Source organism: Ornithinibacter aureus, assembly GCF_009858245.1.
Taxonomy (GTDB): Bacteria; Actinomycetota; Actinomycetes; order Actinomycetales; family Dermatophilaceae; genus Fodinibacter; species Fodinibacter aureus.
In genome coordinates this window covers 809,365-822,454 of record NZ_VMSB01000001.1, presented here as the reverse complement: position 1 = coordinate 822,454, position 13,090 = coordinate 809,365, and the positions used below count along the sequence as shown (strand labels likewise).

The 13,090-nt window shown below is 72.2% G+C and carries 10 protein-coding genes; 6 read left to right on the top strand and 4 right to left on the bottom strand.

Annotated features, from left to right (window positions below):
* Positions 1 to 5 precede the first annotated feature (5 nt).
* Positions 6 to 1,742 (bottom strand): DEDD exonuclease domain-containing protein, encoded by a 1,737-nt coding sequence (locus C8E84_RS03955; protein ID WP_159899655.1) that lies wholly within the window; start codon positions 1,740 to 1,742, stop codon positions 6 to 8.
* 288 nt (positions 1,743 to 2,030) lie between these two features.
* Positions 2,031 to 4,241: an HNH endonuclease signature motif containing protein gene (locus C8E84_RS03950; protein ID WP_159899653.1), complete on the bottom strand. Its 2,211-nt coding sequence runs from the start codon at positions 4,239 to 4,241 to the stop codon at positions 2,031 to 2,033.
* A 450-nt stretch (positions 4,242 to 4,691) separates the two neighbouring features.
* Here C8E84_RS03950 and C8E84_RS03945 point away from each other — a divergent pair, with 450 nt between their 5' ends.
* Both C8E84_RS03945 and C8E84_RS03940 read left to right on the top strand, forming a co-directional pair.
* Complete coding sequence (locus tag C8E84_RS03945) at positions 4,692 to 4,994, top strand: hypothetical protein (RefSeq protein ID WP_211675386.1); 303 nt, start codon at positions 4,692 to 4,694, stop codon at positions 4,992 to 4,994.
* Between the two features lie 18 nt (positions 4,995 to 5,012).
* Positions 5,013 to 6,440, top strand: a complete 1,428-nt coding sequence (locus C8E84_RS03940) for a hypothetical protein (protein ID WP_159899651.1) — start codon at positions 5,013 to 5,015, stop codon at positions 6,438 to 6,440.
* On the opposite strand, the gene C8E84_RS03935 is transcribed toward C8E84_RS03940, so the two are convergent.
* Positions 6,397 to 7,989, bottom strand: coding sequence for a hypothetical protein (locus C8E84_RS03935; RefSeq protein ID WP_211675384.1), 1,593 nt, complete (start codon positions 7,987 to 7,989; stop codon positions 6,397 to 6,399). The genes C8E84_RS03940 and C8E84_RS03935 overlap by 44 nt on opposite strands.
* Positions 7,982 to 9,772 carry an AMP-dependent synthetase/ligase gene (locus tag C8E84_RS03930; protein ID WP_246196761.1) on the bottom strand — a complete coding sequence of 597 codons (1,791 nt, stop codon included), beginning with the start codon at positions 9,770 to 9,772 and terminating at the stop codon, positions 7,982 to 7,984. Before C8E84_RS03930 ends, C8E84_RS03935 begins: the two co-directional genes overlap by 8 nt.
* Before the next feature lie 129 nt (positions 9,773 to 9,901).
* Between C8E84_RS03930 and C8E84_RS03925 the strand changes: the two genes are divergently transcribed.
* From C8E84_RS03925 to C8E84_RS03910, 4 genes are read left to right on the top strand one after another with little or no spacing between them, the layout of a single operon-like run.
* Positions 9,902 to 10,345, top strand: coding sequence for an SRPBCC family protein (locus C8E84_RS03925; protein ID WP_159899649.1), 444 nt, complete (start codon positions 9,902 to 9,904; stop codon positions 10,343 to 10,345).
* 8 nt (positions 10,346 to 10,353) lie between these two features.
* Positions 10,354 to 11,577 (top strand): ArsA family ATPase, encoded by a 1,224-nt coding sequence (locus C8E84_RS03920; protein WP_159899647.1) that lies wholly within the window; start codon positions 10,354 to 10,356, stop codon positions 11,575 to 11,577.
* Complete coding sequence (locus C8E84_RS03915; protein ID WP_159899645.1) at positions 11,567 to 12,118, top strand: hypothetical protein; 552 nt, start codon at positions 11,567 to 11,569, stop codon at positions 12,116 to 12,118. The genes C8E84_RS03920 and C8E84_RS03915 overlap by 11 nt, the downstream gene beginning before the upstream one ends.
* Positions 12,111 to 13,088, top strand: coding sequence for an ROK family glucokinase (locus tag C8E84_RS03910; RefSeq protein ID WP_159899643.1), 978 nt, complete (start codon positions 12,111 to 12,113; stop codon positions 13,086 to 13,088). The genes C8E84_RS03915 and C8E84_RS03910 overlap by 8 nt, the downstream gene beginning before the upstream one ends.
* The last annotated feature ends 2 nt before the right edge of the window (positions 13,089 to 13,090 follow it).

Genomic DNA, 13,090 nt, shown 5'->3' with positions numbered 1-13,090 from the left:
GAGCGTCAGCGTGATCCGGCGAAGCCGGCGACCTCACGCCGGGCGCTCTCCAGCGGTTCGAGCTCAGCGCGCACGGGGGCCGCACCGCCGACCGGGCAGGTCCAGACGCCGTCGATGTCGACGATGCGCACCCCGGGTGACTCGAGCCAGCGCAGGATCTTCTCGCTCTCCTCGGCGGTGGCTGCCGTCGCGGGCGGCAGCGCGGGGGCGACGACCTCGGCGCTTGCCCGCAGTGCCTCGATGTAGGGCATCGGGTCGGCGCCACGCGGTGAGCTCGTGCTGCCGGCGAGGCGGCCGTGGCGCACGCAGATGACCTCCCAGCCGCCGAGCAGGGTGCGCCGGGCAGCCACGAGCTCGCGGCTGCGGGCCAGCGGATCCAGGCGCTGCGACCGAGAGGTGCCGCGCACGAGGGCGACGAGCCGGTCGCGGACCACCTGGGCGTCCTCGAAGCGCTGCTTCGCGGAGAGCTCGGCCATCCGCGCGCGCAGAGCCGTGAGCAGGTCGCGGGTTCCGCCGGAGAGCAGGTCAGCTGCGCGGTCGACGATCAGCGCGTAGTCGTCGACCGACTGGGCTCCGGTGCAGGGTGCGCCGCAGCGGCCCATGTCTGCGAGGGCGCAGGCGGACCGGGGCCGGGTGGGGGAGAGCCGCTCGAGGCACTGGCGCAGCGGGAGCACCTCGTGGACGGCCGCGATCGCCGCCTCCGCGGCCGAGCGCGAGGAGAACGGCCCGGCGTAACGCGCGCCGTCGTCGGCGACCGCACGCACCACCGACAGCCGGGGGAACGGCTCGACGGTCAGCTTGACCCACGGCGCCTTCTCGGGATGCCGTGACCTGCGGTTGTAGCGCGGCTTGTGCTCGGCGATCAGGCGCAGTTCGCGGACCTCGGCCTCGAGGGTCGTCGCGCACACGACGGGGGTCACGGACTCGGCGATGCGCACCATCTCACCCATGCGCCGCCGGTGCTCGGATGCGGTGAAGTAGGAGCGCACCCGGGTGCGGATCGACACAGAGGTGCCGACGTACAGGACTCGGCCCTGGCCGTCCTTGAAGAGGTACACGCCGGGGGCATCGGGAAGGCCGTCGGCGAGGTGGCGCTTGCGGCGGCGAGCGGGGGAGACCTTGGCCGTGTAGTCGAGAAGCTCCTCGAGGGAGTGCACGCCGAGCGAGCCGATGCGTTCGAGCAGGCCGTGCAGGACGTCGACGGTGGCCCGCGCGTCGTGCAGGGCCCGGTGGTCAGGGGTGGTGGTGGCTCGGAAGAGCTGCGCGAGGCTGGCGAGCCGGTGGTTGGGCACCTCGTCGCGGCGCACGACCTGCCTGGCCAGGTGGACGGTGTCGAGCACCCGAAAGCCAGGCCACTCGTGGTCGGTGCGCCTGGCGGCGGCCTTCAGGAAGGAGATGTCGAAGCCCGCGTTGTGGGCCACGAGGACGCTGCCGGCCGCGAACTCCAGGAAGGCAGGCAGGGCGGCCTCGATGCGCGGCGAGCACGCCACCATGGAGTCGGTGATGCCGGTGAGCACCGAGATGAATGCCGGGATCGGGCCCCCGGGGTTGACCAGGGTCTGGAACTCGCCGAGCACCTCGCCGCCGCGCACCTTCACGGCGCCGATCTCGGTGATGCCGCACTCGGCAGGGCTGCCGCCGGTGGTCTCGAGGTCGACGACGACGAAGGTGACCGTGGACAAGGCGGTGCCCAGGTCGTCGAAGGTGCCCTGCACCATGGCGGGGACCGCGGCCGTGCTCATGTCGTTGACGCTAGGTGCCGCCACCGACAGACCCCGTGAGGCGCGCGGAGGCAGGCAGCGCTGTGGGCGTGGCGGCGCGGCTGGAGGCAGCGGGGAGGCTTGCAGCGCCGTGGGGCATGGCGGCGTGGAAGCGGGCATCGGGGAGGCTTGCTGCGATGTGGGGCACGGCGGCGTGGAAGCGGGCATCGGGGAGGCTTGCAGCGCTGTGGGCATGGAGCCGCAGTGGCCCTGACGTCGCTGCCGGCGTGGGGTCAACGCACTGGGCTTGATCTTCGGGTGGCGGCTCGATCAGAAGGGTGGTGGTTCCATCTCGATTCTTTCCGCCGCCACCAGTGGCCCGGCGTGGCTGTGGTGGTGGGGATCGTCGTCGCGACGCCTCGGATATGTCAGGCACGAGCGACCGGGCCGGGGCCGGACGAGATCGCCGCGCCATCGCCGTGGCGTTGGCGATGTCGGGTGGTCTGCGGTGGTTGCGGGCGGGTAGCCGTCGCTGAGCACCTCGAAGACCGTCTCGAGGATGCTCACCTCGGTGGCGCTGCCGGTGGCCACCGCTGGGGGCGAGGGGTCAGCAGACAGGGTGACCGCCGCAGGCAGGGTGACCGCCGCAGGCAGGGTGACAGCCGCAGGCAGGCTGAGCAGGTCACGATGGTTGCGCGGCCAGGTGACGAGGTGTCTGCCGACGGGGTCCGTCCAGGACGTGGTGCCATCAACGTCCAGACGCACGCTCCATCCGGGTCGTTGTTTGATCCGGTGGTGACGCCGGCACAGGCACATCAGGTTCGCGGCGGTGGTTGGTCCGGTCGGCCACGGCCGTACGTGGTCCAGGTCGCAGAAGCGGGCCGCCACCGAGCACCCGGGAAAGCGGCATCGCCCGTCGCGCGAGCGCACCAGCGCGGCCAACTGCTTCCCGGGTCGGTACACCGCAGCCCCGGGTGAGCCTGTCGACGCCAGGGGAGAGGACTGTGACGCCGCAGCCGCGGGCGAGACCTGTGACGCCGCAGCCGCGGGTGAGTACTGCGGCTTCGGGTGCGCGGTGCCCCCGTCGAGAAGCGCGCCGGTGCGGGGGTGGCACCGTGCGAATCGCACCTTCCCGCTGGAGCTCAGGAGTTCGGTGAGCCAGTCACGACGAACCAGCATCGGATCGCCGGCGAATGGCCCGAAAGCCTCCACCAGATCGTCGGCCCGGTTCTCGTGCGGTGCAGACCGCGCAGAACGTGAAGGTCTGTCGTCACCGTGGTCCTCCCGGTGGGTGTCGGTGAGATGGTCATCAGCGGCGAGGCCCTTCTGGCGTGGAGCAGCAGCTGGCGCGCACGCGGGCGCAGTGGAACCCACGCCGCCGGCCGGGCTCAGCCCGCCCGCCATGTGCGCCGGGCTCTCCCCGCTCGCCGGGCTCACTCTGCCAGCCGGGCTCACACCGCCCGCCATGTTCGCCGCGCTCGCAGGTCTGCCCAGGCTCGCTGGGCTCGCCGGGTTCGTCGGGTTCGCTGGGCTCGCCGGGTTCGTCGGGGCGGTCGGGCTGGCGGGGTTGGTCGGGTCGCTGTCCTCGGCGGTGGTGATCACCACCGTCACGTCGATGTTTGCGTTTCCGGTGACCAGGTCGATCAACGCCTTGCCGCGGGCCTGCTCCAGATGGCCGCACGACCCGTCGGCGACGTACTGCCGCGCCAACGCGTCGACGGCGGCCCATCCCAACGCTGCCCGCTCGGAGGGGAACGACCCCGACCAGCGGTCAACCCCCGGTTCCTCCGCCCACCGCCGCAATCCGCACTCTGAGCGGGCTCGGACCGCCCGTTGACGCAGCAGGTCTGGACTGACCTTCGCCAGCGCGCGACGACACCGTCGCCGCAACACCGACGCGCACTCTCGACCGAACCACCCCTCCAGTCCGACGACCACGGCACGGGCGACCTCTGACGGAGCTTCTGCGAGCTCATCGGCGAGCACCGCCGCGGCGTACCCATCCAGACGCCCATCGCGCATCGCCGAATGCACCCCGGCCAGCCCCGACGGTGCGGCGAGGGTGTCCTCAGCGTCAGCATCGGTTCCGCCAGCGTCGGTTCCGTCAGTGTCGGCATCAGGTGAATCAGTCATCTCGGAACCGTCAGCATCATCGCCGTCCACGGCATCCGAACCCTCGGCAACGTGGGGGACTGTGGATTGCCCGGCAGCGGCCAACCGGGCTGCCAACACCACCCGACGTTGCGCGTGCAGGTGCGATACCCGCAACGCGCCCGCCACCACGTCCGGTGCATCCAGAGCCACGTGCCCTGGCACCCGCCGCGACTCGACGACCAAGCCGTCCTCGTCCCACTCTTCCTCGATCGCCGCCACATGCGTGATCGCCACGTCCTGCACGGCCGTCAGCATGTTGATCAGGCCCTGAGACTCCTCGATCACGGCAGCGAGGTCAGGGCGCGACGCCAGCCCAGCCTCGCGGTCCACGACGCCAGCCAAGGCCGCCACCGCCAGACGCACGTCCGACAGCTCTGCTGCACCCACGGGACCTGCAGTCTCCGCGCAGCTCGCTGGCTGGACCGAGCCTGCTCTGTCCGCGCAACTCGCTGTCTGGGCCGAGGCTGATGTGTCCGCCCAGCGCGACGTCTCCACCGAACCTTCCAGCCCGGATGTAGGCAGTTTCGGATGCCGGTCGCCACTGCGACCCACGGTCACTCCGAGGTCAGACACGCCACCCTCTCCTCCCCGAAAATCACTGTCCCCCAGCGCGATAGCCCCACCGCTGACCCCGCCGCCCACCCTGTGTGGGGTGATACAGCAACCCTAGACGTGGCCACCGACAGGGCCCTCCGGCAAGACCTCAGCCACGCCTCGGCCACGCCCGCGAGGGAAGCTGTCTGTCCGGCAGCGGACGCTGGGTACGACGGCTCGCGAGGCCTTGTCAGTGGTCTCTCCTACCGTGGACGCAGACCACCTGGAAAGGGGTGAGACCCGATGACCGGACACGACCTGACGATGACCGTCGAGTGCCGAACCTGCCCCGTGCGCGAGCTGCACTGCGGTGACTGCATGGTGCCCGTGCTGCTCGACCTCGCGGCGCCCACGCTGCGAGGTGACCTCGTGGAGCCGACCCTGCGCGTCGACCTCGCTCTCGACCCGCAGGAGCGCGCCGCCGTGACCAATCTCGTGCTGGCTGGGCTCGTCGATGCCGAGACCGCGTCGCGTGCCCGTGCTCGGCTCGAGCCGGCGTCGTCGCAGCTGACGGGGGTTGCCGGAGACGACCGGGCCGTCGGTTGACCTCCGTACGATGGGTCGGTGCCCCGCCGGTCCCCTCTGAGCCTCCGTGTGGTCGTCTCGGCGCTGACCGCGCTGTGGATGGTCGGTGCGGGAACAGTCGCCGGGTGTGCCGGACCGGGCCCCACCTCGGCGACCTCGTCCAGCGGATCGTCCGGCACCACACATCCCTCGACCGCGGACCCGACGACGAACACCACGACGGGGGGAACGACGCCGGATGCCGGGCGGTCGGCATCCGCGTCCGAGGTCGCCGCGCTGCTCACCCGCCGTGCCGAGGCTCTCCTCGCCGGTGACGAACAGGCGTTCAGGGCAACGGTCTCCGACCCGCGGGCCACCTCCGGGCGCCGCCAGCTCGACTCCTATGACGCTGCCAAGGCGCTGGGGCTCGCCCGCCTCGAGGTCGAGAACCCCACGCTGGTCGGTGACCTCGCCACCGTGGTGGTGCGCTACCGACTGGGCGGGCTGGACACGGGCGACCGGGAGACCCGATTGGTCTACCGAGTGGTGTGGACGGGGGACGGGTGGGCGGTGGCATCCGAGGGGCCGTCGGGCCCGGGTGCGAGCGCTCCGTGGGTCGCCATGCCGAAGCTGCGGGTTCACCGCACCCCCCACGCGGTGGTGGCCGGCACGGTGCCACGGGCGAGCCTCGTCGAGTACGCGGGCATCGTCGACCGAGCCCGGCCAGAGATGCATCGCCACTGGCCGGGGACTCCCACCCGGGTGCTCGTGCTCGCCCCCGCCACCGCGGAAGAGGCCGACGCCCTCCTCGGACGCCCGGGAGCGGCAGGTCTCGGCGGGGTGACCGGCTCAGGCGGGGTGACCGGCTCAGGCGGGGCGACCGGCTCAGGCGGGGCCGCCGGCTCAGGCGGGGCGACCGGCTCCGCAGGATCGCGCAGCGCGGTGGCGGCCACCACCGAGGGCCCGACCGGCCCCGACGGACGGGCGACGGGGGACCGCATCGTGCTGGACCCCGATGCCTATGCCCGGCTGTCGACCGCGGGCCGTGACGTCGTGCTCACTCATGAACTCGCCCATGTCGCGGTGCGCTCGAGCGTGCCCGGAGCCCCGGCAACCTGGCTGGCCGAGGGCTACGCGGACCATGTCGGCTACGCCCGGGCCGGCCTTCGCGACCGTGTGCTGCTCGCACCCCTGATCACCGCGGTGCGCGAGGGGCGTGCCCCGACCGATCTGCCTGACTCGGCCGCGCTCCAGCCCGCATCAGGGGACCTCGAGGTGCCCTACCTCGCCGCGTGGCAGGCCGTTGACCTCATCGCGCAGGAGTACGGCGAGCAGGCGCTGCGAGAACTGGTCGAGGCTGCAGCCTCCACCGGCACCGCCGCTGACGCGCAGGCTCGCACGGATGCCGCGCTGGAGACGGTGCTCGGCAGCAGCCGTGAAGAACTCACCCGGGCGTGGCGGCAGCGGCTCGAGACCCTGGCTCGCTGACAGTCGCCCCTTCCGGCAGGGCAGGGTCGGCCGCGTCGACGTTGATGGCCGCGTCGGCCGCGTCGACGTTGATGGCCGCGTCGGCCGCGTCGGCCGCGTCGCCCGCGTCGCCCGCGTCGCCCGCGTCGCCCGCGTCGGCTCCCCGCGAATCACCGGTGGGCAGGGCCAAGGACGCCGCCACGAGTGCCGCGACCAGCCAGAACTGGTTGTAGAACCCCTGCTTGTTGACCAAATTGGCCACGGCCAGAACAAGGGCAAGCCAGCGCAGCACCTCGGCGACGTCAGGCTGTCGACGCCACACGGCACACGCCGCGACCGCCACGATGCCGATCATGGCGGCGCCGGTCACCGCGAACGGCAGGGTCACCCCGTGCTCGTTGAGGGCGTAGAGGTACCAGGTGTTCGCGAACCGGATGGGGTGGAAGTTCAGCAGGGTGACCACGGTGTCGTTGACGAACGCCTCGGCATCCGCGATGACCCACGGCAGCATGAGCAACCCCGCCAGACCGCCCGTCGCCAGGGTTCGCGAGACGCCGAACGGCCGCCAGACCAGGAGCACGGGAGCGAGCAGTGCCAGGTGCTGCTTGCTCGCGCACGCGAGCGCCAGCGGCACGATCGCCCACCACGCGTGCCCCCGGCGAACGAGGACGGCCCACCACACGATCGCGGCCGCGAGCACCGGTTCGGTCCATGCCTGGTCGACCTGGGTCAGGGTGCCCGGGGCGAGGACGAGCACGGCGGTCACGGCGGCGGCCCGCTCGACGCGCCCCCTGGCCAGGGCCCCCAGGCCGGCGTAGAGCACGAGCGACCACACGAGGACGGCCCACCGCACGTCACCGGCGAGCCACCGGCCGGGAGCGGTGAGCACCGACATCCACGGCAGGTAGGGGAAGAAGTCCTGCACACCGGGGGAGTCGGTCCACTGCTGGGTGTAGAGGTTCTCGCCGCGCCCCAGCGCATCCGCCCCCTGCTGGAGCACCACCCAGACGTCGATCTTGGGGGCGGGGTCGCCGATGACGGCGAGGGCCGCAAGGGCGGTGTGGGTGAGCACCGCGACGACGTAGGCCGCCAGCGCCGTGGCGCGGCCGGGCCGGGTCAGCAGGGCGGCGCAGACCAGCCCCCCGGTCGTGAGGATCGCCAGGGCAGCCGTGAGCCAGCCACCGCGCACGTAGCTGAACAGCGGGACGGTGAGCGTGATGGCGACCGACCCGAGCAGCACGCTCGGGGCCAGCCAGCGTGGGACGTCGATGACGACCCGGCGGGCCAGCCACCACGCGAGCAGGCCAGCGCACACGGTCAGGGTCAGCACGATCGGCACGCGGAACCGCACGACGCTCCACTGGAGCACCCCGAACCACGCGAGCCACGCAAGGCCGAGCACGGCGGCGGCCCCGGGGCCGGTCAGGGCACGGGAACCACCGGACGTGGTCGGGGTGGCACCGGTCCGCCGAGCCGCGGCGGCACCGGTCTGCGACGCCTCACCTGCGTCCGGCACCTCGTCTGTGTCAGCCACCTCGTACGCGTCAGCCGCCTCGTCGGTGTCAGCCACCGTAGAGGGCGTCGACCTCGTCCTCGAAGTCGCGCATGACGATGTTGCGCTTGAGCTTCAGGGACGGGGTGAGGTGACCGGACTCGAGCGTGAAGTCGCCGTCGAGGATGCCGAACTTGCGGATCGACTCGGCCTTGGAGACCGCGGTGTTCGCGGTGTCGACCGCCTTCTGCACCTCGGCGAGCACGATCTCGTGCGTGCGGGCGGCGGCGAACGGCACCCCCTCCATGCCGTTGTTCGCTGCCCAGCCTGGGTACATGTCCGCGTCGAGGGTCACGAGCGCTGCGATGAAGGGCTTGCCGTCGCCGACGACGACGCACTGGCTGATGAGCGGGTGGGCACGCAGGGCGTCCTCGAGGACAGCGGGGGCGACGTTCTTGCCACCGGCGGTCACGAGGATCTCCTTCTTGCGACCGGTGATCCGCAGGAAGCCGTCGCGGTCGAGCTCACCGATGTCGCCGGTGTGGAACCACCCGTCCTGGATCGCGGATGCCGTCGCCTCGTCGTTCGCGTGGTAGCCGCGGAAGACGTTGACACCCCGCAGCATGATCTCGCCGTCGTCGGCGATCTTCACGTCGACGCCGGGCAGCGGGAGACCGACCGAGCCGATCCGCATCGCCGACGGGCGGTTCACGGTGGCCGGGGCCGTGGTCTCGGTCAGGCCGTAGCCCTCGAGGATCGTGATGCCGATGCCTCGGAAGAAGTGGCCGAGCCTGGTGCCGAGGGGCGCCCCACCGGACACGGCGTACTGGATTTCGCCGCCCATCGCGTCGCGCAGCTTCGCGTAGACGAGCTTGTCGAACACCGCGTGGCGCACCCGCAGTCCGAGCGGGACCGCACCCGTGTCCTGGGCCTGCGACCACGCGATGGCCGCCGCGGTGGCTCCGGCGAAGATCTTGCCCTTCCCGCCGGCCTCGGCCTTGGCCTCGGCGGAGTTGTAGATCTTCTCGAACACGCGCGGCACGGCCAGCACGAACGTCGGCTTGAACGTGGCGAAGTCGTCGAGCAGCGCCTTGAGGTCGGAGGAGTGCCCCATCCGCACCCCGGCCGTCACCGCCAGCACCTCGATGAACCGGGCGAAGACGTGGGCCAGGGGCAGGAAGAGCAGGGTGGAGGCGCCCTGGCCCTTGAAGACCTCGGCGATCTCCTCGCTGGCGTTCTCGGCCAGGGTGAGGAAGTTGCCGTGGGTCAGCTCGACACCCTTCGGGCGGCCCGTGGTGCCCGAGGTGTATATGATCGTCGCGAGGCTGTCGCGCTGCAGGGCCGAGCGGCGAGCCGCCAGGTCTGCGTCGTCGACGTCGTTGCCGTCCTGGCTCAGGCTGTCGATGTCCCCCTGGTCGATGACCCAGACCTCCCGCAGGCCCGGCAGGCGCGAACGTGACGCCTCGACGGCGGCGAGGTGGGCGGCATCCTCGACGATGACCGCGACGGCAGCGGAGTCCGCGAGGATCCACTCGACCTGATCGGGGGAGGACGTCTCGTAGATCGGGACCGGGACGGCCCCGGCCGACCAGAGGGCGAAGTCGGCCACCGTCCACTCGTAGCGGGTGCGGCTCATGATGCCGACGGCCTCGCCGGGGGAGATGCCGGCCGCGATGAGGCCCTTGGCAAGGGCGGCCACGTCGGCGGCGAAGGTGGCTGCGGTGACGTCGGTCCACCCCGACCCCGACCGCACCGAGAAGGTCACCTTGCCGGGGTTCGCACTCGCCTGACGGCCGGGCAGGTCGGCCAGGCTCCCGGTGGAGGTCTCAGGCAGGATCAGCGGCATGGACTTCTCGTGCACGGGTGGCTCCTTGGGCGACGACGGCAGGGCTTCGTGAGGGCAACGAACGGGCTTCGTGACCCACTGTAGGACCCGTCAACCCGGGCACCCGCGAATGACGGGGGCAAGGTGCGGGTAACGTGCCGTCCCATGGCCGACCGCACCCAGTCCTCGATCGAGATCGCCGCCGAACCCGGAGACGTCCTCGACGTCATCGCCGACTTCGAGCGCTACCCGGAGTGGGCGAACGAGGTCAAGTCCGTGTCCGTCCTCTCCGAGGACGGTGACGGGTGGGCGGACCAGGTCGAGTTCCAGCTCGATGCGGGAGCGATCAAGGACACCTACGTCCTGGAGTACGACTGGAGCGTCGCCGAGGACGGCACGGGCAGCGTGTCCTGGCACCTCGTGCGGGCCAGCCTGCTCAAGGGGCTCGACGGCACCTACGCGCTCGAGGCGGTCCCCGGTGGCACCAAGGTCACCTACGACCTCGAGGTCGACCTCACCATGCCGATGATCGGGCTGCTGAAGCGCAAGGCCGAGAAGCACATCATCAGCACCGCCCTGACCGAGCTCAAGAAGCGCGTCGAGGGCTGACCCCCGCCATGCCCCGCGTCGTCCTCGTGACCGGCAAGGGCGGCGTCGGCAAGACGACGACCGCCGCCGCGACGGCCGTGCGGGCCGCGCGGTCGGGTCTGCGGACCCTGGTCATGTCCACGGATGCCGCGCACAGCCTCGGTGACGCGCTCGACGTCGACCTGCGCACCGCCCGCACCTGGGACGACAGCCACGAGGTGGAACCCGGGTTGCACGCCCTCGCCGTGGGCGCGCACACCGCCGTCGAGGCCGACTGGCAGGTCGTGCGCGACTACCTGCTCGGTGTGCTGGACGCCATGGGCGTGGACCCCGTCGTCGCCGACGAGCTGACCTCGCTGCCCGGCGCGGAGGAGGTCACGGCGCTCGCTGCCCTCGCCCTGCAGACCCAGCGCGGCCAGTGGGACCTCGTCGTCGTCGACTGCGCCCCCACCGCGGAGACCCTTCGCCTGCTCGCCCTGCCCGAGGTGCTCGGCTGGCACCTCGATCGCCTGCTGCCCGCACAACGACGGCTGCTCACCGTCCTGCGCCCGGCGGCATCCGCCGCGACGGGAGTGCCGGTGCCGGGCCCGGAGGTGCTGCTCGTCCTGCGCGCCTGGCGCGACCTCATGGTCGAGGTCCGCACCCTGCTCACCTCACCCCGGGCCAGCGTTCGCGTGGTTCTCACGCCTGAGCGGGTCGTCATCGCCGAGAGCCGCCGGGTGCTCACCTCGCTCTCGCTCCACGGGTACGCCGTCGATGCCGTCGTCGTGAACCGGGTGCTGCCCGGGTCCGCCCCGGGCGACACCGACCCGTGGCGCACGGCGTGGACCGCAGCCCAGGCCAGCGGGCTGGAACGGGTGCGGGAGTCCTTCCGCGGCATCCCCGTCCTCATCGCCCCCTACCTCGCCGGTGAGCCGATCGGGGTCCACGCCCTCGAGGCGCTCGCGACCTCGACGACGTCCGAGCGCGGCCCGGTCCCGGCGATCATGGACGACGTCGACGTGCCGGTCATGCGGGTCGCGGCGGACGGCAACGACTTCGTGCTCAGCCTGCCCCTGCCGCTCGTGTCGGCGGGTGAGGTGGAGATGGCCCGCCGTGACGACGACCTGGTCATCGAGGTGGGCGGTCAGCGGCGCGTCGTCACCCTCCCGTCGGTGCTGCGCCGCTGCGTCGTCCAGAATGCCGATGTCGGCAACGGAGTACTGCGGGTGCGGTTCGAACGGGACGAGGAGCAGTGGGCCAGTGGGCGCTGATCGCTGGGACGAGCAGGTCGGATCGGTCGCCGACGAGGCCGCCAAGCTGCTCGAGAGCCTGCGCCGGTCGGCGGAGGCCGCCAACGCCAGCGCCGCAGCCACCGGCGCGGCCCACGCCGCTGCCACCAGTGCCGACGTCGACGACGACGCGGACGAGCCCGAAGGTCGAGCCGGGGAGCGACGTGAGGGTCCACGCGACGGTGAGCGCCCGGCATCCGAGGCAGGTGGGCACGATCCCTTCTGCACCTGGTGCCCGCTGTGCCGCACCGCCGAGGTCGTGCGCTCGCTGAGCCCCGAGACGATCACCCGACTGGCCGACGTCGCGACCCTGGCCGCCACGGTCCTCGCCGACTTCGCGAGCGCCCGGGCGGCCGACGCACCCTCGAACGCCCCCTCGGATGCCGGGGAGTCGCGCTCGCGGCGACCCGCGGCGTCCGCGGCACCACGACCCAGCCCGAGCAGACCCATCCCGGTGAGGGATGCCGAGCCGGTCAGCGCCGACGGGCCGGCTGCCGACCTGAAGGAGGCACCCCGTGGCTGAGCAGGCCCTGGCGATCGGCATCGACATCGGCGGCACGAAGGTGGCCGGCGGGGTCGTCGACGCCGACGGGGTCGTCCACGAGCGGGCCCGTCGCAGCACCCCTCACCGGTCGACGAGCCCGCGCGTCGTCGAGGACACCATCGTCTCGGTCGTCGAGGAGCTGCTGGACAGCAGCACGGGGCCGATCGTCGCGGTCGGCATCGGTGCCGCCGGCTTCGTCGCGGCCGACCGCGCGACCGTGGTCTTTGCCCCACACCTGTCCTGGCGCAACGAACCGCTGCGCGACGCCCTCGCCAGCCGGGTGGCGCTGCCGACCTTCGTCGACAACGACGCCAACGCCGCGGTGTGGGCCGAGCACCGCTTCGGTGCCGGGCGCGGCGAGAGCCACCTCGTCATGGTCAACCTCGGCACGGGGATCGGCGGGGGCATCGTGCTCGACGGTCAGGTCATCCGTGGCCGGCACGGCATCGCGGGCGAGTTCGGGCACATGCAGGTCGTGCCCGACGGCATCCGGTGTGAGTGCGGCAACCGGGGGTGCTGGGAGCAGTACGCCTCCGGCAACGCGCTCGTGCGGGAGGCCCGGGCGCTGTTCTCCGCGGGAAGTCCCGTCGTCTCCGACCTCTTCGACCGGGTCGGTGGCCGACCTGAAGACCTCACCGGCCCGCTCGTCACCGAGGCCGCGCGCGACGGCGACCCGCTCGCCTGCGAGCTGCTGGCCGAGATCGGGCGTTGGCTGGGGCTCGGCATCGCCGACCTCGCCGCTGCCCTGGACCCCGGCACCTTCGTCATCGGCGGCGGCGTGAGCGCAGCCGGCGACCTGCTGCTCGAGCCGGCTCGGGCGGCGTTCCGTCGCCAGCTGACCGGCCGCGGCTATCGCCCCGAGGCGACCATCGTCGCGGCCGAGCTGGGCAACGAGGCGGGGCTCGTGGGTGCCGCTGACCTCGCGCGCAGCGACACCCTCGCCCGCTGACG